We start from the raw sequence: 22572 nt of genomic DNA on the forward strand, positions 1-22572 counted from the left end.
GGAGATATTTTGAAGGAAAAATAAATTATTATTCAAATAAATCCTCAGACCGGTCCAACATCAAAATCGAACCTTGGGGAACAATGACATATTTCTCACCATCATATTCCAGGTCAATCGCATTTCTTTGCAGATAAATGGCGATATCACCTTCTTTGGCCTGTAAAGGCATATATTTCAGTTTTTCTTCTGATTCTTTCCATGGTTCATCTTCGGAAGGCGTAGGAATTGGATAACCCGGACCAACTTTGATCACGTAACCGCTTTGAACTTGTTCTCTTTCGGTAACTGTTGGCGGTAAATATAGACCGCTGTTGGTTCGGTCGGTTGGACTTTTTGGTTTTATCAAAACGCGATCTCCAACGATGATCAATCTTCTCAAACGGTTGTCTGCTGTAACTTCGTACATATCTATAAATCTGTCGTGGTGCGACGTTAGTTTAAATCAGTAAAGTGCATTGTAAAAAATAGTACTAGACCTGTTTTCTGTCAGCTTGGCAGAAATTAAATACATAAATAGTCAAACTTTCAAAAATTACTTTGAAAATCTGTCAACTAAGATTCAGCTGGAAATTAAAACTGGAAGTAAATAAACTGATTTGTCGTAACGACTCCCAAGAAGTAGGTAAGGAATGACAGCGTTATAAAAAGGATAAAGAATCCGGCTGTATTTTTTGTTGGGATGTTTTGGTAATAATGTTCCTTTACCAAAAGAAATACCATCAAAAACACGCAAAACCACATTTCAACTTCATTAAAAGGAGTCTGTATCTTATCTGAAAAAGATAATGTCGGAATTTTTTTCAGGATAACTATTGAATTATGAAGTTCATTTCTAAAAAATATCCATGCTATTGTTACCAGAACGAAAGTTAACAGAGTCCCAAGTATCCTAAAAACAGGATTGTCAGGAAGTGCTATTCCGGCTTTTTTCAGCCATTTATCTCGTAATGCTGCCGTAACCTGATAGGTACCATGAAGAGCTCCCCAAATTACAAAACGCCAGCTCGTGCCATGCCAAAGTCCGCTGACAAGGAATACAATAAATTGATTTCTGTATTTATTAAATTCTCCTTTTCTGTTGCCTCCCAGGGGAATATAGAGATAATCCCTGAACCATGTTGATAAGGAAATATGCCATCTTCCCCAGAATTCCGCCACGGATCTGGCTTCGTAAGGAGAGCGAAAATTGTCCATCAATGTAAAACCCATCACACGCGCAGCGCCAATGGCAATATCTGAATAACCTGAGAAATCGCAGTAGATCTGGAAAGAATAAAAGACCATCGCCGTTACAATTGTCAGTCCGTTTTGCTCTGCCGGGTTAACGTACGCGAAATCTACAACCTGAGAAAGCCTGTCGGCGATTACGATTTTTTTGAAGAAACCGAATGCCATTTGTACCAAACCCGACTTTACCTGTTCAAAATCATACTTGAAATAAGAATGAAACTGATACAGCATATTCTGCGGACGCTCGATTGGACCGGCCACAAGCTGCGGATAAAACATCACGTACAACGCGTAAATACCAAAATGTCTTTCAGGTTCCTGATTTCCCCGATATACTTCAATGGTATAACTCATGGCCTGGAAAGTATGAAATGATAATCCGATGGGCAACAAAACGTGTCCAGCGTTATTTACCATCCAACTCAAAATTGGCTGTGGAATAACACTTTCCAGGTGCGGTATCATTGGCCTGAATCCAATCACACGGAGTGCATGATTTACAGAATCTTCTAAAAAATCGTAATATTTAAAAAAGCAGAGTATCCCGATATTAGATATCAAACTGATAATCAGTAATAACTTTTTCTGTTTCTGGTCTTTTGTCTGTGCGATCCAGATCCCGGCATAATAGTCAATGACAATGGTACCAAACAGGATCAGGATGAAAACCGGCTTGAAAACCATGTAAAAATAACAGCTCGCCGCCAGCAGAAGAATCCATCGTCCACGCCACGACAAGCTGAAATAAGCCAGCGTGACTACAATGAAGAAAACCAGAAACTGTATGGAATTGAAAAGCATTTGTTAAATATACTCGCGGTTTACAATCTCTTCTTTAACGATATACAACGGACGATTTTTTGATTGAAAAAAGATCCTGAGTACATATTCACCAATGATGCCAAGCGCCAGAAGCTGCACGCCGCTGAAAAGAATGATCACAAAAAGCAACGCTGTGAAACCTTCGATGACCTGGACAAAAAAGAGTTTTTTAATGACTACAATAATAAAATAAACCAGTGAAATCAGAATAGCCAAAACGCCCATTCTGCTCATGAATTTGATCGGGAATTCACTGAAATTAAATATTCCGTTATATGCCAGACCAAATAATTGTTTGAAAGAATATTTTGATTCCCCTGCCGCACGTGCATCACGCTCGTATTCAAAACCTGTCTGATTAAATCCGATCCAGGACCGCATTCCGCGAAGATACCTGCTTTCCTCCGGCATCTTGTTCATCACATCAACAACACGGCGGCTGATCAAGGCAAAATCCCCTGAATCCAACGGAATTTCAACATAAGATATCGAACGAAGCAGGCGGTAAAATAAATGATATCCGGTTTTTTTGATAAAGTTTTCTTTCCGTTTTTTACGAACAGCATAAACCACGTCATTGCCTTCCTGCATCAATTTGTAAAAATCCGGGAGCAGTTCAGGCGGATCCTGTAAATCTCCGTCAATGACAAACAATGCCTCACTTCCCCGCGCTGATGCTATGCCTGCTGTCAATGCGAGCTGATGACCATGATTTCTTGACAAAAATACGCCATGATAACGCTCATCCGTTAAAGCCAGCTGACGGATACGTAAAGCGGTATCGTCCCTGCTTCCGTCATCGATAAGCACCACTTCGATCGACAGCGGACTGGAATCCATTAATGCGCTGAGACGCTGAATCAGCTGAGGAAAAGACTCTGACTCATTGTATAACGGAGCAACAATAGATATTTGCGGGGTTTTCAATATGCTTTTTTTAAACGATTAGACAACGGTGGCAAAAATACGCCTTTAAACGAAATTTGGAACCATTGATTTAGTTAAGGTACTGTAATGCTCTTCAAAATCCCTCCGGTAACCTCTTCTCCATTTACTTTTACGACACCCAGATCATAGGATCCGGGAAGCAATGAAGTCAGAGGAACTTCGACATTGGAACCATTAAAATATTGTCTGAATACATTTTTTCCGGTATATCTGTTCGGTTCCAGTTTGAACAGATACAAATGCTCTTTATTTTTCACAAATGCGTATTGACCGGTATTTGCACTTAACCTGGCAGTAGAATCCTGAATCAGAATTTTATCATTCAGCATTTTAGCAGAAATATCAAAATTGGCCGGAATTGGTTTATCTATCTTTTTTATTTCAGTCACCGAATGAGCTGTTTCAGATGGATACTTATAAATATTCATAGCAACCATTTCTTTCATCAGGATATCAACATATTTAGCACCGGCCGAAAAAGGTACGTGGCCTAGTCCGTACCCATTAAATTCCTGGTTATATCCGTTGATTGAAAGATATTTTTTACGTTCCTGAATAACGGGCAGATAACTGTAAATCGAAAAACCCCAGATCAAAAGACTTAGAAAAATTGCAAGTTGAAAGCCCCTTTCCTGTAAATTGATCCTGACCGTTGATGAAATAAAAGACAGATAAGCAATGATCAGGAACAACGCCGGGTACATTTTGTAATTACTCACGATCATTACAAAAAAACCGAATCTTGGTCTTAACAATCCGATAACCAGGGCATTCATCAACAAAAAGACAAGTATTCCTAAAAGAAATTCCTGAAATGATTTCCGACCTTTTTCTACGACAGAAAATGAATCAACAAATTCCGGCAGTTTTTGAGATGTATTAAAAGTCTTTTTAAACCACGTTAATAATAGTGTCAAAAGCCAGATTCCTATCCAAACCGTCACGGCCAGCCCCATCATGACGGGAAGAACGGATCTGGTCACAATTGTTTTTTCAGGGAAGAAGTCAAACAAACCGCCCAGAAAAGCAAAGAAACCAAGGAAAGAAAGATGCGGATATTGTTTGAAATAAGCAATACTGGATTCGTTGCCTTGTGTTGTTAAACCGAAAAAATAAAATCCAATGGCAGCAGCACCCGTGATACACCAGATTCCGAGCAGCTTGTAATTGGATCTCAATATCAGGATCACAGCTCCGGAAACCCAGACAAAAATGCCATTGCTCATGGAATAGGTCGCGCAAACTGCGGCTAAAAGCGCCCAGCCAAACCGATTTCTGGCCAGCAATAACATGGACAAACTGACAAAGAACACAACTGGCTGATGCTGAAGACTACAAATTGCCCAAAGGAAAACCAGATGGTATTGCAGCTGGAACAATAAAAACGGCACCGGCAAAAAATACCACCATTTTAATTTACTGTCTTTAAATGACGTCCAAAACAAATATAAAGTCCCGAGCGTAAAACAGGCTCCTGCAATGTGAAGAAATGTAAAATTCAGATGTCCGGTAATACCATAATAAAACAAGGTAACCAACTTTCCGATCACCATCCGGTGTTCATTGTTTGGCTGAAAAAGTAATCTCAGATGATCAGAAAAAGAGGCGCTGTTGATCCATTGACGAAGAAAATCCGGAAAAGGATCAAAATCATCGTACCAGGGCACGTTTACAGAATTATTCAGAATGACAAATACCCAGAAAAAAACAGGTATTGCCACTAAACCACCAAGTATCAGTTTATTTTTATTCACTTTGTTTCTTTCATAATGATCGCCTCTTTCCCGAAATAACCTGCCATGCATTTATTCCACCAATGATCTCTGTTCTCTTTAATATCATCAAAATAAAGAGACATGGGTCTGGTTTTGATGGGAGGTAAATAGACGATACTTGTTTTTGAATTCTGGATCAATACGTATCGTTCGTCTGTTTCTCTGCTAAAAGCGGCTGCTTTTCCTCTTAACAAATCAGAATAAATCATCTTTACGTTCGCACTCCGGAAGAATGAAAAAGCTATGGAAATAACCAATAGCGAGTAAAGAACACCATACCGCAAAAAGGATAAGGGGAAATTAGGAGTATATCGTTTGTGGAAATAATGAAATATCACCCCGATCACATAAAACCATCCGATCAGGAAAAAAAGATATACACAATTCACAGCCCGCAATGACGGTTCTATTCCAATTCCATAATAGGAAGGAAATATCTGGCCGGCCAAAATACCTATGTAAAGCAAAATGGCGAACCATACCGGCATCGAAAAGTAATTGCGCGCACCAACAGATATCTTGGAAAGGACGATCATCCAGGCAAGAGAAAAGATCAGTAACGGGGTTTTAAATATCCACGGAAAACTTAAAACGGCCAGTTGTTTAAATGAAGAAATGACTGAAAATCCAATATTTCTGCTCATCGGATTTCCATCCAGACGGGCAGCATTACCCGGAGCTGCAAGAAAAATGTAAATGGATATAACACCTATAACCGCCATACTGATCATCAAACCGTCCACTTTTCTGTGAAAAACGAGACGATAAAACCATAAAGCGCCAAGTAACATCACAAGAATGACAAGGTTGGTTTCACTACATCCGATAATGGCAAAAACCATCAGGTTGGCTAATATGGCAAGTAACACTTTTCTTGTATCCTGACGATACCAGTCCAGCACAACACCAACCCATAATAATGTAAGAATATTTGGAACTGTATACGTGACAAAAGCAGCCATCCAGTAGAAACCTTCTACAATACTAGCCATTTTAAGAATATACAGGAAGAAGACAATCCCTGCAAAACCAAGATGTGCTACCCGTGATAAAGTGGGTGTCAGGTGACGGAACAAATTGTAAAATGCAAACAACATGGCCAAAAGCAACAATACCGGAATCACTTTAAAACCTGTGATTGAATGAAATAGAAGCGGATTGGAATGATTGAGAAATATACCAAAGTAGCGCCCGGTCCAGCCGGAATAGTAAAAGTTCATCGCTTCCAGCCAGCTGTATTTGAAAACCGTATCGATGTAACAATAATCGTCGGCGGGAGATGGATGGTTAAAATAGGATAGCGCCAGCAAGGGTATCAACACGCTTAGTGCAAGAAGCATATTGATCAAATTGCCAACGGTGCGGTATTTTTTATAAAATCTATTCATTAACAGTTTTTTCAATTATGTAGCGTGGACGGCCTTTTACTTCTTCATAGATTTTCCCGATATACTCGCCGATCAATCCCAGAGCCATCATATTGGAGCCGCTGAAAAAAGTGATTGGGAGCATCGTTGAAGTCCAGCCAGGAACAGTTTTGCCGATAATGTAGGAAAAGAAAATATAGGCCACGATAACCATGGCAACCATAAAGTTAAAAACCCCAAAGTAAAGCACCAGCCGCATCGGAAAGGTAGAGAAAGAAGTGATCCCGTTCCAGGCAAAAAGCAACATCTTACTTAGCGGATATTTTGTTTCTCCGGCAGCGCGTTCAAGACGATTGTAAATTACCTTCTCATTTCTGAAACCAACCAGCGGAACAATGCCGCGAAGGAACATGTTAATTTCCTTAAAATTACCAAGTTCCTGAAGAACCCGGCGGTCCATCAATCGAAAATCAGCGTGGTTGAAAACAACAGGAACACCCATTTTCTGCATAATCACATAAAAACTCTCTGCCGTAAAACGCTTGAACCAGCTATCAGAACTTCTGTCTCCACGGACGCCATATACAACCATTGCACCTTCGCGGTGTTTTTCAATCATACTGGTAATGGCATTGATGTCGTCCTGTAAATCTGCATCAATGGTTATAAAGCAGTCGAAATCGTCGATATATTTTTCCAGACCGGCCATGATCGCGCTCTGATGACCGAAATTTCTAGATAGTTTGACACCGATAATATTTTCATCCTGATTGCACAAATCTTCTATAATATCCCAGGTTTTATCTCGGCTGCCATCGTTAACAAAACAGATTTTACTGTCAGCCGCAATAAGTCCACGTTCCTTAATACCAGCGTAATAAGTTTTTAGCGTTGAATAGGTAAGATTCAAAATCGCCTCCTCATTATAACATGGTACTACTAAAAGTAAACGGGATAAATTCATGTTTCCGGATTTGTTGATGCGACAAAAGTAGTAGTAATATGTTAATTAAGTAGTTTTTGTCTTTTTTTGAAAAGTTCGCCCGTTCAAAATCGGGTATAAAAGTACAGCCATCAGGATTAAAATGGTACCCATATAAAAACCCTGTGTCATCCTTTCCTTTTCTCCAAAATAGAAAAAAGCCAACGCGATTCCATAAACCGGTTCAAGATTGATTGTCAAATTGATAAGATATGCAGAAAACTGTTTCATGAGCTGTGTAGCCATCGTGCTTGCATAAACAGTACAGATCCAGGCCAGAAACAAAATCCATATCCAATCCTGACCTTTGGGCCAAACAGGCATATTGTTTGTCCACCCTTGTGATTCTGCTACAATTAAAAACAATAACGAAAACAAACTGGCTCCGACCATTTCATAAAAAGTGATCGTAAAAGCATCGATTCTTTGTACTAATCTGCTATTCGCGACGGTAAACATAGCGGCCAGTAATGCCGATGCCAGCGCAAGTCCCAGCCCTAGGGCATGATCAAATTCAAACCGAAAAACCACATATAACCCGGCAAAAGCCAGTATCCCAAGACCGACTTCAAGTGGCTTTATGGGACGTTTGTTTACCAAAGGTTCAATCAAACTTGTCCAGAGTGAAGTTGTGGCCATACCTGCCAGACAAACCGACGCAGTTGAAACACGGGCGGCAGCAAAAAAAAGTATCCAGTGAGACGATAAAATACAGCCAACAAAAAACATCCGCCGAAGATCTGCTCCTGTTACATCAAATTTCTTTTTCTTTATCATCATCACAACCGCCAGGCCAAGGCCTGCTAAAAAGGTCCGGTAAAAAACCAGTGCTATCGGAGATACAGAAACCATCAAACCAACTATGGCCGTAAAACCCCAGATCAGCACCAGAAAATGCAGATGAAGATAGGATTTGAAATTGGTTGATGTGAACATAAAATTATCTTGGTAATGTTTTATACAACAGCAATCCGATAAACGAAAATACGATATTGGGAAGCCATACGGCAAATAATGTACTTACAGTCCCCGCTTCTGCAACTCCTTTTGACAAAAGGAAAAAGAGGATATAGATAAAGGCCAGCATAAATCCGAGGGCAATTTGCCACCCCACTCCCCGCCTGCTTTTACGCGCCGAAACGATCACACCAATGGAAGTTAGGATCAGAATTGCAAAAGGCTGGGTAAAACGAACATATTTCTCAATCAGATAAACTTCAAGTCCATCGGCTCCCCTACTGCGTAAAAGTGCAATATAAGTATTGAGCTCCGGAAGCGTAAAAGTTTCATAGAGGTTATAATTACTTTCAAAATCTTTGGGGAAAAGATTGATTGTGGTATCAATATCCTTTGGATAACTAAGCGTTTCTTTCAGGCTGTCTATCGTCCTGACCTGGATATTCTGAAGTGTCCACTTCTTCTTTTTGTCCTGCCATACAATTTTATCTGCTGACAGTTTTTGAAGAAGTTTATTCCCTTTGATTGTTTCCATTGTGAATTTATTCCCGGTTTTGGTAGCCGTATTATAGCTTTCCAGGTAGGCATAAACATCAGGGGCAATGGTGATATGTACATTCCGCCCGCTGAAAGTATATTCACTTTTCACATAAGTCTTTTCAAAAGTATTCCTGATTTTATTCGCTTTGGGCAAGATCCAGCCTACCTGAACAAATGTTACAGCACCAAGTACCACCGCTCCGATCAGATATGGAAATAAAATTCGGCCAAAACTGATTCCGCTGCTCAGCATCGCAACAATTTCAGTACGGGCTGCAATTCTTGATGTAAAGAATACTGTGGCGATAAAAACCATCAGCGGACTAATGTAATTAATCCAGTAAGGAATCAGATTGAGATAATAATCAACCAGGATTTCATTGATCGGGGCTTTCTTTTCAAGAAAATCGTCCACCTTTTCTGTATAATCGATCATACAAATGATCAGTACGATCACAAAGGCTACGAAAAAATAGGTAATCAGGAAATTCTTGATCAGATAACGATCTAATATTTTCAATCTCATGGCTGGGCAAGTCTCATCGGCGTTGTACTAGTAAATTTTTAGAAACCTCAAGACTTATAAACAACGTTTGTTTGTCACCAATCTGTACAGAGGCGGATTTATCATATTCATTAATTTCTTTTATTTCCAAAATACAGCCAAGCGTGATCCCCGCTCTGTCGAGATGCTGCAAAAATGAAGGCGCGTGATCCAGAACGCCCATCATCCTCACTTTTTCCCCTATTGCCACATCGGTCAATATCAGATAATCCGGTTCAGTCAGGTTACCCTTTGCATCAGGAATCGGATCACCGTGCGGATCGAAACGCGGATGTCCTAAAAACGAATCCAGACGTTCCACCAGGTGATCAGACGCTATATGTTCAAGTTCTTCTGCAATATCGTGCACCTCATCCCACCCAAAACCAAGTTTCTCAACCAAAAACACCTCCCAAAGGCGATGTTTGCGGATTACATTGATCGCAACTTTTTCTCCGGATTCCGTCAATCTCACACCCTGATACTTTTTATAATGTATCAGACCCTTTTCCGCAAGCTTGCGCAACATATCCGTAACAGATGCTGCACGTGTAGAAGTACTTTCCGCCAAGGCATTGGTACTCACTTCCAGCCCTTCACGCCCAGAAAGTGCGTGAATAATTTTTAAATAATTTTCTTCTGTGAACGAGTTCTGCATCGTATGTTTATCCCAAAACCTCAATATGTCAGCAAAAGTACAATTTACTAATCGGATTTAAAAAAATTTAGATTAACCTAAAAATTGATTTAAAGATTTAACTATCTTTGTTTTCAATAAACCAGATTGTTTATTTTAGACATTCGAAAAATGTTTGACAATTTAACTACCAAGGATTCATTGCTTAAAAACATAACAGACGATACCAATAAACTTGCTTCGTTGTCGGAAGTTCACGCTTCAATAAATATACCTGAAGGTGCAGGCTTTTGGAGAAAACTAATGGCATTTACCGGTCCTGGGCTAATGGTGGCCGTTGGATATATCGATCCGGGCAACTGGGCTACGGATATTGAAGGCGGTTCCCGTTTTGGCTACACCCTGCTTACGGTCATTTTGGTCTCCAATTTATTTGCTATGCTGTTACAGCACCTGGCACTGAAACTTGGCATTGCATCCGGCCGCGACCTGGCGCAGGCCTGCCGGGATTATTATTCCAGGCCGGTTTCCATCGTATTATGGATACTATCTGAAATAGCCATCGCCGCCACCGATCTGGCCGAGGTTATCGGCTCAGCCATCGCCCTGAATTTATTGTTTAACCTCCCATTAACGGTCGGCATTATTTTCACATCGCTTGACGTGTTGCTTGTTTTATATTTTCAACAAAAAGGATTCAGGATTATTGAAAGTATTGTTGGTGCTTTGATGGGCATCATTTTGTTGAGTTTCATGTATGAAATGATTGTTTCTCAGCCTTCTCTTTCCGGTATGCTGGGAGGACTTCTTCCAAAAGCTGAGATCGTAACCAATCCGGGAATGCTTTACATTGCCATCGGAATTCTGGGGGCGACGGTGATGCCGCATAATTTATATCTGCATTCCAGTATCGTGCAAACCAGAAATTTCAAACGTGACGAAGAAGGAAAAAAGACGGCCATCAAATTTGCTACCATCGATTCAACGGTTTCACTTGGACTTGCCTTTTTTATCAATGCATCCATTCTGATCCTAGCCGCAGCTGCATTTCATAACAACGGACACAGGGAAGTGGCCGATATTACAGATGCTTATCATTTGTTGGATCCTTTACTGGGTGTGAGTCTTGCAGGTATCTTCTTTGCGCTGGCGTTACTTGCATCCGGACAAAGTTCAACACTCACCGGAACGCTGGCCGGACAGATTGTTATGGAAGGATTTTTAAATATCCGCCTCAAACCATGGATCCGACGGCTGATTACCAGAGCCATTGCCATCATTCCGGCATTGATCGTTACTACGCTTTATGGTGAAAAAGGTATGGCAGAATTATTGGTTTTTAGCCAGGTGATATTATCCCTGCAACTTAGTTTTGCTGTGGTGCCGTTGGTACTTTTCACTGCAAATCGTAAGATTATGGGTAATTTTGCTAATTCAAAAGGGCTGACAATGCTCAGTTGGGTGATCACTTCAATTATCATTGTACTAAATGGTTATCTGTTATTCCGGACACTTTTTTAGATATACGTCACGACCAGGAAATTAAATTTCGGCCTACAAGTACCTTCTTTGCCTGCGGTTTCCTAACTTTCGCTGTTTTTAGAACAGAAATGAATGGAACCCAAACACAATTTTGATAAAATCTCTGCTGCCGGTATTCTTATTGCATTCGGAATTATTTATGGAGACATAGGTACATCGCCGCTTTATGTAATGCAGGCCATCATTGGCAAAGAAGTTATCACAGACGAAATTATTTACGGTGCTCTGTCCTGCATCGTATGGACGCTGACTTTACAAACCACGGTAAAATACGTAATCCTGATACTTCGCGCAGACAATCGTGGTGAAGGCGGGATTTTCGCTTTGTATGCGCTGGTGCGTAAACATGCACGCTGGCTGACTGTTCCGGCTGTCATTGGCGGTAGTACGCTGTTGGCCGACGGAATTATTACCCCGCCAATTTCGGTTTCCTCAGCTGTTGAAGGACTTAGAATTTTATATCCGAATATTCAAACCATACCGATTGTTATCGCCATCCTGACCGGCATTTTCCTGATCCAGGCTTTTGGGACAAAAATCGTGGGACGGGCGTTTGGACCGATCATGATCACCTGGTTTTCTATGCTTGGCGTTTTGGGATTATACCAGGTGATGGGTCACCCAGAAATATTTAAGGCATTAAATCCAATGTACGGATATGAATTGCTTACAAAACATCCGGGCGGATTCTGGATGTTAGGTGCCGTTTTTCTTTGTACAACCGGAGCCGAAGCTTTATATACCGATCTTGGACATTGTGGCCGTGCGAATATTCGTGTAAGCTGGGTATTTGTAAAAATTTGTCTGGTTCTGAATTATTTCGGCCAGGGTGCTTGGCTTCTTTCCGAAGTTGGAAATCTGCTTGCAGAACGTAAACCATTTTATGAAGTGATGCCCGATTGGTGGCTTCTTCCCGGAATTGTCATCGCCACTTCTGCTGCCATTATTGCCAGTCAGGCTTTAATTTCCGGTTCTTTTACACTGATTTCAGAAGCTATCCGATTGAATTTCTGGCCAAAAGTTCGATTGGTATACCCAAGCGACCAGAAAGGACAATTATACGTTCCAAGTGTAAACTGGCTTTTGTGGCTGGGTTGTATGGTCGTTGTATTTTATTTCAAAGAATCTTCCAACATGGAAGCCGCTTACGGATTGGCCATCACAGCAACGATGATTATGACCACCATTCTTTTCTCCTATTATCTATATTTAAAACGGGTGAATTTGTGGATTGTCATCGCTTTCATGATGCTGTATCTGTTCATTGAAGGACTTTTCCTTGGAGCTAATTTATTGAAATTCACACACGGCGGCTGGTTTACGATCATGATCGGTGTTATGGTGGCAGGTTTGATGTCGGTATGGCTTCGCGCTTTTTATATTAAATTGCGTTTGACAGAATATACCAAACTTGAATCCTATCTGCCTGCTTTGAAGGAACTGAGTCGTGATATCAGTATTCCAAAATATACAACCCATCTGGTTTTCATGACCAACGCTTCCCGCGTTTCAGAAATTGAAACAAAGGTGGTTTATTCCATTTTTCAAAAGCGGCCTAAACGTGCTGATATTTACTGGTTTATCCACGTCGACACCACGGATGATCCATATACAATGGAATACAAAGTGAATACGATTGATGATGATGAAACGGTTATCAAAGTCAATTTCAAACTCGGTTTCCGTGTTGAACAGCGCATTAACCTGTTTTTCCGAAAAGTAGTGGAAGATATGGTGATGAATAAAGAGGTGGACATTACCAGCCGTTACGAATCATTAAGTCGCCAGAATGTTACTGGTGATTTCCGCTTCGTCGTTCTGGAACGTTTTCTTTCTTTTGAAAATGACCTCCCGTTTTTTGAACAACTGGTCATGAAAACTTACTTTTTTGTAAAAGATTTTACTACGCCGGAAGATAAATGGTTTGGCCTGGACAGCAGTTCTGTAAAAATTGAAAAAGTCCCGCTGATTATCCGTCCTATCGAAAATATTAAATTGAGACGGGTTTACGTGTAAGACGAAGTTATCAATATGAATTAAAGGATCAATATTACTCAGTATGATTGAGTGGTATTGATCCTTTTGCTATCTCGTCACTAAATTTTATTAATCTTAACTGTTGTGTATAAAAGCATTATCCTATCCCTCATTCTGATCGTTTTTGGAATTACGTCCTATGCTCAGAATCAACCCGTCATCATTCCGATAGAAACCAGACAAAACGCTTTGGTACTACAAACGGACAAAGAAAACCATCTTGGTATTATCTATTTTGGAAAGAAGTTAAACCAGGCGGCAGAATACCAACTTATTCCTTCACAAAGTCGCCAGCGTGATGGAAATGCAGGTATTTACAACTCGGCCTACACGCCATCCGGAACGTGGAGCGTGTCCGAACCTGCCCTGCAACTTACACATGGTGATGGAAATAAATCGTTGGATCTCATTTATGTAAGCCATAAAACAGCAAAGGAAAATAACAATGTAAGTGTTACCAGCATCGTTCTGAAAGATCCTGTCTATGCAGTTGAGGTAACGCTTTTCTACAAAACATACTTTCAGGAGAATGTGGTTGAACAGTGGAGTATAATTAAAAGTGAAGAAAAAAATCCGGTTACACTTCAAAAGTATGCTTCGGCTAATCTTTATTTCATCGCAAAAGATTATTATCTGACGCATTATAACGGAACCTGGGCCAAAGAGATGAATCCCGAAGAAGAATTACTGACAGCCGGAATCCGTGTTTTGGATTCTAAACTTGGAACTCGCGCCAATCTTTTTCAGCCACCAAGTTTTTCGCTGTCTTTTGATAAACCGGCAACTGAAACAGAAGGAAAAGTTTTGCTTGGAACCTTAGCCTGGTCAGGGAATTTCAAGATGGATTTTGAGGTTGATTCCTACCATAATCTGAGATTAATCGCCGGAATAAATCCTTACGCCTCAGAATATCCGCTGGTATCAAAACAGGAATTTAAAACACCGTCTTTCATCTACACTTTCTCTGAAAACGGAAAAGGTGAAGCAAGCCGTAACTTGCATAACTGGGCAAGAAAATACAGGATTCTGGATGGTGAAGGCACTCGCATGACATTATTAAATAACTGGGAGGCAACTTATTTTAATTTTAACGAAGACAAACTTTCCGGGCTTTTCAAAGATGGGAAGAAGCTGGGCGTTGATTTGTTTTTGCTGGACGACGGCTGGTTTGCCAATAAATATCCCCGAAATAATGATCAGGCAGGCTTGGGCGACTGGCAGGAAAACGTCAAAAAATTGCCGCATGGCATTGGTTATCTGGTTAAAGAAGCACAAAAAACAGGAATCAAATTCGGAATTTGGGTGGAGCCTGAAATGGTAAATCCAAAAAGTGAATTGTATGAAAAACATCCGGATTGGGTAATTAAACAACCGCAGCGTCCCGAACATTATATGCGCAACCAGCTTCCGCTGGACTTGTCAAATCCGGAAGTTCAGAATTTCGTTTATGGAATTTTGGATAAACTTTTTACCGAAAATCCGGATATCGCCTACATCAAATGGGATTGTAACGCGATCACTTTTAACGCATACTCCGCTTATCTCGAAAAAAGTAAGCAAAAACAATCTCAGCTTTATGTTGATTATGTAAAGGGATTGTACAAAGTTTTGGAAAAACTACGGGCAAAATATCCAAAAATCCCGATGATGTTATGCTCAGGCGGCGGCGGTCGGGTAGATTATGAAGCACTTAAATATTTCACCGAATTCTGGCCTAGCGATAATACTGATCCCTTGGAAAGAGTTTTTATGCAATGGGAATATTCTTATTTCTTCCCTGCCATCACGCAAAGCGCACACGTGACGGATTGGGGAAAGCAGCCTTTAAAATTCCGTACGGATGTGGCCATGATGGGCCGTTTAGGTTATGATATCGTTGTAAGTCATTTGAATGAAAAAGATCTGAAATTCAGTCAGCAGGCTGTTTCAACCTATAATGCTGTGAAAGATGTAATTTTCCAGGGCGATCTTTTCAGGTTGGTCGATCCTAAAAAAAATGACTATGCAGCATTGATGTTTGCTACAAAAAACAAATCAAAAGCAATTCTGTTTTCTTATTTGGTTGGAAACAGGAATGGTGATGGCTCGGATACGCCGATCCGTCTGGAAGGACTGGATGCTTCTAAAAATTATAAAGTGAAAGAGTTGAATCTATACCCCGATACGAAATCTGCATTAAAAGAAGATCAGGTTTATTCAGGAGAATATTTGATGACGGCCGGATTTAATCCGGTTGTGAATGCGAGGAGAACCAGTGTCATTGTTGAGATTGAGGTGGTGCCGTAGGGGCGACCCTCGTGGTCGCCCGTTGGAATAAATAACCACGGTTCTTTATTCCATAAATGGTTTTTCAATTCCATCCATGGCGATTAATCCATCCATGGTGATTTACTCCAAAATGAGTCTAAAAGACATTCTCTCGTTCGATTATATGTGCACTTGCGTTTGACTCTCAAATTATAAATAATTTGGGAGTCAAACCGGGCGACCACAAGGGTCGCCCCTACCTGAGATAAACCCCTTCTTCGGTTGGGCGGCTTAGGATTACTTCTACTCTTTCGCTGATGGTCGTGCTTAATGAATATCCTACGTAATTGGCGGAAACCGGAAATAAATGGTGTTCACGGTCAACTATCACAGCTACTTGTAATTTTTTCATTTGCACTTTCAAAAATGGTTCAAGTGCAAATGCCAGCGTACGACCGGTATTCAAAACATCATCCACAACTACCGCAACCTGATTTTCAAGCTCAACGGATTCATCGTCAAAATGTATTTCACTTTGCCAGTGGATTGTTTTGTCAAAACGAAGCTCAATCAGTTTTATATCCAACGGGGAAATTGACCGTAATTCTTCTGTGAGGATCTTGGCAAACTGATATCCTTCTCCGGCTATACCAGCCAGGATTACAGAACTTTCTTCAAAATTCTGCTCATATATTTCAAAAGCTATCCGCCGGATTTTTTGGCGGGTTTGCAAGGATGTCAGTATTTGTCTGTGTGTATCTATATTTGTTATTTCCATGAGACTATTGTTCAAAAAATTCCGGGTTTCTCTCAATTAACATTTCTTTGTAGTAAAAATCTCACAATCTTCCGACAAGAAAAAATTATAATATGCAAAACCTATTTGTTAATCCTGGTACTCTCAGCAAAATTAACAATCCATTGTGCAAAAACTTTCTCTGATGTCGGTAATTCCAGGCTCGTGATACCCATTTCTACTTTCCGTTCTCCTATTCTTTCCACTCTTAATTCCATCAAAGCCCGATCGTAAGCTTTAGGGAATTCAGGATGCGCTTGTATCCCAAGCATCGTTTCACCAATCTGAAACATGGCATTCGGACAATCTGGCGTCCGGGCTAGCAAAATCGCCTCTGTGGGTAATTTTAAAACCTGATCCTGGCACATCATCAAAAGATTAAAGGAGGATGCAGCAGGCATCATCCAGTTTTGAAATTTTAACGTTTCAAAAGTATGCACACCCACACACCAGCCAACATCAGATTTTCTTACCTCACCTCCTAACGCCTCACTAAGAATCTGATGCCCAAAACAAACACCGATGAATGTTTTCCCAGATTGGTGTATTTTCCTTACAAATGATTTCAAATTCTCAATCCATTCATCCCCGTCATAAACAGAAGATTTTGATCCGGTACAGATGTAAACATCACACGCATTCACCGAAGCTGGAAAAGCTCCGTTACAAACATCATAAAACTCAAATTGCCAGTCAGGTGCAATGTTTGCGAATAACGCAGGAAACATAACCCGGTAATCTCCCGCTATTGACAAGAATTCCACCCGAACATGATCACATTCTAACAGACCTACTTTCATTGAATAAATCAGATAATTTCCTGCCGGATTTTGGCTAAATATTCGGTTAAATTAAGAATAAAATAGATTTGAAATAAAACAATGCAGATTGGTATCTGCGCCCGTACAATTAAAAACATGACTTTTTGACGTATATTCTTCCATTATTGAAAAATGTACGACATTATTTCCGGTTTATTCTCCCGGCACATTGTTTGACGGTAGTACATTGTTATCAACTTATCAACGAAATACCGCCATGAACTTTAACCAATATACCATCAAGGCGCAGGAAATTATACAACACGCCGCACAAATGGCTCAGGGCAACCAGCAGCAGGCTATTGAAACAGGGCATGTTGTTAAATCCATTTTGGAGGAAGATCCAAATACGTCGCAGTTTATCCTTAATCAACTAAATATTAGTGCAGATGTTTTAAGTAATCGTCTGCAAAAAATACTGGATTCTTATCCGCGGGTTAGTGGAACCAGCCAGGCTTTTTTAGGTAATGATCTTGCAGCCGCAACATCTAAGGCACAAAACTATCTGAAAGAATTCGGTGACGAATTTATAAGTATTGAACTTCTTCTTCTGGGAATACTTAGTGGAAAAGATTCCACAGCCACCATGATGAAGGAAGTGGGTTTTAAAGAAAAGGAGTTAATAAACGCCATTAAAGAACTAAGAGGAAAAAATAACCCCGTGAAAGATCAAAACGCAGAAGCAAAATATCGTTCTCTGGAACGTTACAGCAAAAACCTTAATGAACTCGCCAAAGCCGGAAAAATTGATCCGGTGATTGGTCGTGACGAAGAAATCAGACGGGTTTTACAGATATTAAGTCGCCGTACAAAAAACAATCCGATTCTGCTGGGAGAGCCGGGTGTTGGTAAAACAGCGATCGTAGAAGGACTTGCCCAAAGAATTGTTCAGGGTGATGTTCCTGAAAACCTGAAATCAAAAATCATTGCTTCCCTTGATATGGGTCTGCTGATTGCAGGTGCAAAATACAAGGGAGAATTTGAGGAACGATTGAAAGCAGTTATTAAAGAAGTGACTGACTCGGAAGGTGAAATTGTTTTATTCATTGATGAAATTCACACGCTCATCGGCGCAGGTGGCGGCGGTGAAGGAGCCATGGACGCAGCAAATTTATTAAAACCTGCTTTGGCTCGTGGAGAATTGCATGCAATTGGCGCGACGACGCTGAAAGAATACCAAAAATACATGGAGAAGGATAAAGCGCTGGAACGTCGGTTCCAGGCTGTGATGGTAGACGAGCCGAATATTCCTGACGCCATCAGTATTTTGCGTGGTATCAAAGAAAAATATGAGCTGCATCATGGTGTAAGAATCCAGGATGATGCGGTGATCGCAGCGGTTGAACTTTCAACCCGTTACATCAGCGACCGTTTTTTGCCGGATAAAGCAATTGACTTAATGGACGAAGCGGCTTCTAAGTTACGTCTTGAAATGGATAGCGTTCCGGAAGAGCTGGATGAGCTAAACCGTAAAGTAATGCAGCTCGAAATTGAACGGGAAGCAATTCGCCGTGAGAATAACAAGGAAAAAGAAACGATATTAAATAAGGAAATTGCAGACCTGAGTGAAAGACGGAATAGTCTGAAAGCACTTTGGGAAAATGAAAAAGGCAAAGTCAACGAAGTTCGTACGCTGAAAGAACAACTTGAACAACTGCGTCTGGAAGCTGAACAGGCCGAAAGAAGTGGTGATTTTGGTAAAGTTGCGGAGATCAGATATGGACGGATCCCGGAAGCTAACAGCCGTTTGGAAGCGCTGAAAGAATCCGAAAATGCGGAAAGCCTGATGCAGGAAGAAGTAACGCCGGAAGAAATTGCTGAGGTTGTAGCCAAATGGACCGGAATTCCGGTGGTTAAAATGCTGCAAAGTGATAAGGAAAAATTGCTGCATCTGGAAGATCATTTGCATCAACGCGTTGCAGGTCAGGAAGAAGCCATCACTTTGGTATCAGATGCCGTTCGTCGTAGCCGGGCCGGATTGCAGGATTCAAAACGTCCTTTGGGAAGTTTTCTTTTCCTTGGACCGACAGGAGTTGGTAAAACGGAATTGGCAAAAACACTTGCTGAATATTTGTTCAATGACGAAAATGCAATGGTCCGGATTGATATGAGTGAGTATCAGGAACGTCATGCAGTAAGCCGTTTGGTTGGAGCACCTCCGGGATATGTTGGTTATGACGAAGGTGGACAATTGACAGAGGCTGTCCGTCGGAAACCATACAGTGTTATTCTTCTAGATGAGATTGAAAAAGCACATCCGGATGTCTGGAATATTCTTTTGCAGGTTTTGGACGAAGGTCGTTTGACTGATAATAAAGGCCGTGTTGCCAATTTCAAAAACACGATCATAATTATGACTTCAAATATCGGAAGCCATATTATTCAGGAAAAATTTGCAGAAGACGAAGGATGGAATCATGCGTTGATCGTTGAAGAAGCTAAACAAGGCGTTCTTGATTTGCTAAAAGCTTCGGTTCGCCCCGAATTCTTGAACCGGATTGATGAGATCGTTTTGTTTGAACCGTTATCTATGAAAAACATCCGGAAAATTGTTGATATACAATTTAAAGGAATTCAAAAAATGTTGCTTGAACAAGGCGTAACGCTGGATTCAACCGAAGAAGCATTAACCAAATTGGGAGAAGAAGGTTTTGATCCGGCGTTTGGTGCAAGACCACTAAAAAGAGTGTTACAACGTAAAATTCTCAACGAACTTTCAAAAGGAATTCTGAGCGGACAGGTTGCCCGTGATTCAGTGATTATGATGGAGTTAAATGCTGAAGGCGAACTGATTTTCGAGAATGTTGGTAGTGTAGAAATATAATTTTAATCAAAGTTTGATTATTTAGGAGCGCAGCAAATTTTGTTGCGCTCTTTCTTTTACTAATCCATGATTTTTTGTAACTTAACACTCAATAAGTTAGCTTCCTACGTGAAAGATCTTCCTGATCTTGAAATGAAAAATCCCCAATTATCTTTATTCTGACCTGGCATATTATTTGTTATCATTATTTTATTAAAAATTTTCATGCAATAATTCAAATCAATATAATTATGGACTCGACAACCAATGCAATCAAAGTTGCCATTTTGGTAGCTGACGGATTTGAACAGGTAGAAATGACGTGTCCAAGGCAAGCTTTGGATAAAAATGGTGCGACAACCCATATTATATCACCTAATAAGGATTTGGTAAAGGGCTGGAATCATGTGGATTGGGGCGGATCACACAAAGTGGATGTGCCACTGGATAACGCAAGAGCAGACTATTATGACGCTCTGGTAATACCGGGTGGCGTTATGGGAGTGGATGCGCTGCGGACCAACGCAAAAGCAGTTGAATTTGTGCGCTCGTTTTTCATGAATCATAAGCCGGTAGCTGCAATTTGTCACGGACCTCAGATTTTAATTGATGCCGATGTGGTTTTGGGCAGAACGTTAACGTCAAATGCGGCTGTTAAAAATGATTTGGAAAATGCCGGGGCAATCTGGATTGACCAGGCTGTTGTTTCAGATAATAGCTTGGTTACCAGTAGAAAAACGGATGACCTAGCAATTTTTATTAATCAAATGATAAAAGAGTTCAATATGGAGCTGCATCAATAGTGTAGTTATTCATGTTATTAATATGGTCTTTAAACACCTGATTCTGCACGAGCCGAGTCGGGTGTTCTTTTTTTAAAAGCAACTTCACCTTTCGATTCTTGGCAAACTTAACAATCTTTGTTTAAGAATGTAACCGGCAAAAACCGCCACTACCGCTGATTTAATCGAATTTGAGATTTCCCTATGAGCCAACTGTCATTAGAAAATGTTTTTGTTAAAAAGTATGAAATCACCGTATTAACCGACCTGAACTGTAAAGTTGAGAAAGGAGAACATTGGGCAATAATCGGTCCGAATGGATCCGGGAAAACAACATTACTGGATATTATTGCCGGCAAGTGGCCGGTTTCCAAAGGTAAATTAAGTTATGGTTTTGATCAGCCGGTTCGTGAGATTATTGAGTTTGTACCCAATGATTATTCTTTCAACCGTATTGTCAGTGCCGGAGCAGAATATTATCAACAGCGTTTTCATGCCTACGAAGCGGAACGAGCCCCTTCTGTTCGGGCGATTTTAACTGATCAGTTAAAACCTGTTGGAACGGTTAATGAAAATTCAGTCCATCTGGCACCTTCAAAAGTTAATGATGAGCAACTGACAAAAGTGAGTGCGCTGCTGTCCATAACTCATTTGCTGGACCATCCTTTTGTTACCTTATCCAATGGCGAAACACGCCGTATGTTATTGGCAAAATCACTTCTGAAACATCCGAAAATATTATTGCTTGATCATCCGTTCAGTGGGCTGGACGTTCACTCCCGCGAAGTTTTGAGAAATGCATTAAATGCTCTGTCGCAGTCGGGCGTGACCATTGTCATCGCCACCTCAGCCACTGAAATCCCGCCTTGTGTTACCAATATTCTGGAATTAAACCATGGACATATAGAAAAGTTAAGTACCGTTGATGATTATCAGCTAACAAGCCATAACGTTGAAACATTTCCAAAACCTGATCCGCAAAAACTGGCAAAGTTTGGTGAACCGAATTTCAAAGATTTTGAAGTAGCGATTGACCTGAGAAATATCCGTGTAAAATATGGTGAGGATCTGATTTTAAAAGGTATTGAGTGGAAAATTATTAAAGGTGAAAAATGGGCTTTGTCCGGCGCAAACGGCTCAGGCAAATCCACTTTGCTGAGTATTATCACGGCAGATAACCCGCAGCGTTTTGCCAATGACTATGATCTGTTTGACAAAAAACGTGGCGGAATCGGTGCTTCAATCTGGGATATTAAACAAAAAATAGGTCATGTTTCGCCGGAGCTTCATCTATATTTCCCAAAAAACACTACGGTTTTTAAAACCATAGCATCCGGATTTTTTGACGCAACAGGCATATTTTTTAAAAAACTTACGGAAATTCAGATTGAACGGGTTCATGAAGTTGCCGAACTTCTTCACGTTCGTGATTTAATTGAAAAAGATTTTTCCCAATTATCAAAAGGAGAACAGCGTCTGGTTTTATTGGCGAGAGCTTTGGTAAAAAACCCTCCGCTATTAATTCTTGACGAGCCATGTCAGGGACTGGACACCATTTCGATTGAATATTTCAAATCGGTGGTTGATGCGATTTGTGATACGCCCGAACGCACGTTAATCTATGTTTCACATTATCTGAATGAAATTCCATCTTGTGTAACGAAGTTTTTGAAATTGGAGAAGGGTTACGTGGTTGAAAACAGCTAGATATAATTTTGGCAACGATAAAGCAGGAAGAA

17 protein-coding genes are annotated in these 22572 nt (G+C 40.6%); 6 read left to right on the forward strand and 11 right to left on the reverse strand.

Annotated features, from left to right (window positions below; all coding sequences use genetic code 11):
- Window positions 1-28 precede the first annotated feature (28 nt).
- From LXL81_RS20520 to LXL81_RS20560, 9 genes are all read right to left on the reverse strand, one after another.
- A complete protein-coding gene (locus LXL81_RS20520; protein ID WP_194118982.1) occupies window positions 29-409 on the reverse strand; it encodes a co-chaperone GroES family protein in 381 nt (126 codons plus the stop codon).
- Window positions 410-573: 164 nt separating this feature from the next.
- Window positions 574-2034 carry an MBOAT family protein gene (locus LXL81_RS20525; protein WP_234648636.1) on the reverse strand — a complete coding sequence of 487 codons (1461 nt, stop codon included), beginning with the start codon at window positions 2032-2034 and terminating at the stop codon, window positions 574-576.
- 3 nt (window positions 2035-2037) lie between these two features.
- Entirely contained in the window at window positions 2038-2982 is a 945-nt protein-coding gene (locus tag LXL81_RS20530; protein WP_234648637.1) for a glycosyltransferase family 2 protein, read from the reverse strand.
- A gap of 74 nt (window positions 2983-3056) precedes the next feature.
- Complete coding sequence (locus LXL81_RS20535; RefSeq protein WP_234648638.1) at window positions 3057-4757, reverse strand: hypothetical protein; 1701 nt, start codon at window positions 4755-4757, stop codon at window positions 3057-3059.
- A complete protein-coding gene (locus LXL81_RS20540; RefSeq protein WP_234648639.1) occupies window positions 4754-6166 on the reverse strand; it encodes a DUF6056 family protein in 1413 nt (470 codons plus the stop codon). The genes LXL81_RS20535 and LXL81_RS20540 overlap by 4 nt, the downstream gene beginning before the upstream one ends.
- Window positions 6159-7109: a glycosyltransferase family 2 protein gene (locus LXL81_RS20545; RefSeq protein WP_234648640.1), complete on the reverse strand. Its 951-nt coding sequence runs from the start codon at window positions 7107-7109 to the stop codon at window positions 6159-6161. The genes LXL81_RS20540 and LXL81_RS20545 overlap by 8 nt, the downstream gene beginning before the upstream one ends.
- A gap of 45 nt (window positions 7110-7154) precedes the next feature.
- The gene (locus tag LXL81_RS20550; RefSeq protein WP_234648641.1) at window positions 7155-8063 is read right to left on the reverse strand and encodes a DMT family transporter; all 909 of its coding nucleotides are present in this window, start codon (window positions 8061-8063) and stop codon (window positions 7155-7157) included.
- A gap of 4 nt (window positions 8064-8067) precedes the next feature.
- Window positions 8068-9144, reverse strand: coding sequence for an LptF/LptG family permease (locus LXL81_RS20555; protein ID WP_234648738.1), 1077 nt, complete (start codon window positions 9142-9144; stop codon window positions 8068-8070).
- Between the two features lie 19 nt (window positions 9145-9163).
- A complete protein-coding gene (locus LXL81_RS20560; protein ID WP_234648642.1) occupies window positions 9164-9826 on the reverse strand; it encodes a metal-dependent transcriptional regulator in 663 nt (220 codons plus the stop codon).
- 150 nt (window positions 9827-9976) lie between these two features.
- Between LXL81_RS20560 and LXL81_RS20565 the strand changes: the two genes are divergently transcribed.
- From LXL81_RS20565 to LXL81_RS20575, 3 genes are all read left to right on the forward strand, one after another.
- On the forward strand, window positions 9977-11326 hold the full coding sequence (locus tag LXL81_RS20565; RefSeq protein WP_234648643.1) for an Nramp family divalent metal transporter: 1350 nt from the start codon (window positions 9977-9979) through the stop codon (window positions 11324-11326).
- Window positions 11327-11419: 93 nt separating this feature from the next.
- The gene (locus LXL81_RS20570) at window positions 11420-13363 is read left to right on the forward strand and encodes a KUP/HAK/KT family potassium transporter (protein WP_234648644.1); all 1944 of its coding nucleotides are present in this window, start codon (window positions 11420-11422) and stop codon (window positions 13361-13363) included.
- Between the two features lie 105 nt (window positions 13364-13468).
- On the forward strand, window positions 13469-15670 hold the full coding sequence (locus LXL81_RS20575) for an alpha-galactosidase (protein ID WP_234648645.1): 2202 nt from the start codon (window positions 13469-13471) through the stop codon (window positions 15668-15670).
- Window positions 15671-15887: 217 nt separating this feature from the next.
- Here LXL81_RS20575 and LXL81_RS20580 read toward each other — a convergent pair whose 3' ends face one another.
- Both LXL81_RS20580 and LXL81_RS20585 read right to left on the reverse strand, forming a co-directional pair.
- Entirely contained in the window at window positions 15888-16409 is a 522-nt protein-coding gene (locus tag LXL81_RS20580; protein WP_234648646.1) for a phosphoribosyltransferase family protein, read from the reverse strand.
- A 101-nt stretch (window positions 16410-16510) separates the two neighbouring features.
- Window positions 16511-17227 (reverse strand): glutamine amidotransferase-related protein, encoded by a 717-nt coding sequence (locus LXL81_RS20585; RefSeq protein WP_234648647.1) that lies wholly within the window; start codon window positions 17225-17227, stop codon window positions 16511-16513.
- A gap of 238 nt (window positions 17228-17465) precedes the next feature.
- Here LXL81_RS20585 and clpB point away from each other — a divergent pair, with 238 nt between their 5' ends.
- The 3 genes from clpB (at window position 17466) to LXL81_RS20600 (ending at window position 22540) form a co-directional block, all read left to right on the forward strand.
- The gene (gene clpB, locus LXL81_RS20590; protein ID WP_234648648.1) at window positions 17466-20072 is read left to right on the forward strand and encodes an ATP-dependent chaperone ClpB; all 2607 of its coding nucleotides are present in this window, start codon (window positions 17466-17468) and stop codon (window positions 20070-20072) included.
- A gap of 230 nt (window positions 20073-20302) precedes the next feature.
- A complete protein-coding gene (locus tag LXL81_RS20595) occupies window positions 20303-20854 on the forward strand; it encodes a type 1 glutamine amidotransferase domain-containing protein (protein ID WP_234648649.1) in 552 nt (183 codons plus the stop codon).
- A 183-nt stretch (window positions 20855-21037) separates the two neighbouring features.
- Entirely contained in the window at window positions 21038-22540 is a 1503-nt protein-coding gene (locus LXL81_RS20600) for an ATP-binding cassette domain-containing protein (RefSeq protein WP_234648650.1), read from the forward strand.
- Window positions 22541-22572: the final 32 nt, after the last annotated feature.

Source organism: Dyadobacter sp. CY356 (genome assembly GCF_021440195.1).
In the GTDB taxonomy this organism is placed as follows: Bacteria; Bacteroidota; Bacteroidia; order Cytophagales; family Spirosomataceae; genus Dyadobacter.

What these genes read in the sequence shown, in the direction of transcription:
- LXL81_RS20540 (WP_234648639.1), bottom strand. Translation starts at nt 6,166, where the DNA reads ATGAATAGATTTTATAAAAAATACCGCACCGTTGGCAATTTGATCAAT.
- LXL81_RS20550 (WP_234648641.1), bottom strand. Translation starts at nt 8,063, where the DNA reads ATGTTCACATCAACCAATTTCAAATCCTATCTTCATCTGCATTTTCTG.
- LXL81_RS20600 (WP_234648650.1), top strand. Translation starts at nt 21,038, where the DNA reads ATGAGCCAACTGTCATTAGAAAATGTTTTTGTTAAAAAGTATGAAATC.
- LXL81_RS20525 (WP_234648636.1), bottom strand. Translation starts at nt 2,034, where the DNA reads ATGCTTTTCAATTCCATACAGTTTCTGGTTTTCTTCATTGTAGTCACG.
- LXL81_RS20545 (WP_234648640.1), bottom strand. Translation starts at nt 7,109, where the DNA reads ATGAATTTATCCCGTTTACTTTTAGTAGTACCATGTTATAATGAGGAG.
- LXL81_RS20595 (WP_234648649.1), top strand. Translation starts at nt 20,303, where the DNA reads ATGGACTCGACAACCAATGCAATCAAAGTTGCCATTTTGGTAGCTGAC.
- LXL81_RS20520 (WP_194118982.1), bottom strand. Translation starts at nt 409, where the DNA reads ATGTACGAAGTTACAGCAGACAACCGTTTGAGAAGATTGATCATCGTT.
- clpB (WP_234648648.1), top strand. Translation starts at nt 17,466, where the DNA reads ATGAACTTTAACCAATATACCATCAAGGCGCAGGAAATTATACAACAC.
- LXL81_RS20560 (WP_234648642.1), bottom strand. Translation starts at nt 9,826, where the DNA reads ATGCAGAACTCGTTCACAGAAGAAAATTATTTAAAAATTATTCACGCA.
- LXL81_RS20565 (WP_234648643.1), top strand. Translation starts at nt 9,977, where the DNA reads ATGTTTGACAATTTAACTACCAAGGATTCATTGCTTAAAAACATAACA.
- LXL81_RS20580 (WP_234648646.1), bottom strand. Translation starts at nt 16,409, where the DNA reads ATGGAAATAACAAATATAGATACACACAGACAAATACTGACATCCTTG.
- LXL81_RS20585 (WP_234648647.1), bottom strand. Translation starts at nt 17,227, where the DNA reads ATGAAAGTAGGTCTGTTAGAATGTGATCATGTTCGGGTGGAATTCTTG.
- LXL81_RS20570 (WP_234648644.1), top strand. Translation starts at nt 11,420, where the DNA reads ATGGAACCCAAACACAATTTTGATAAAATCTCTGCTGCCGGTATTCTT.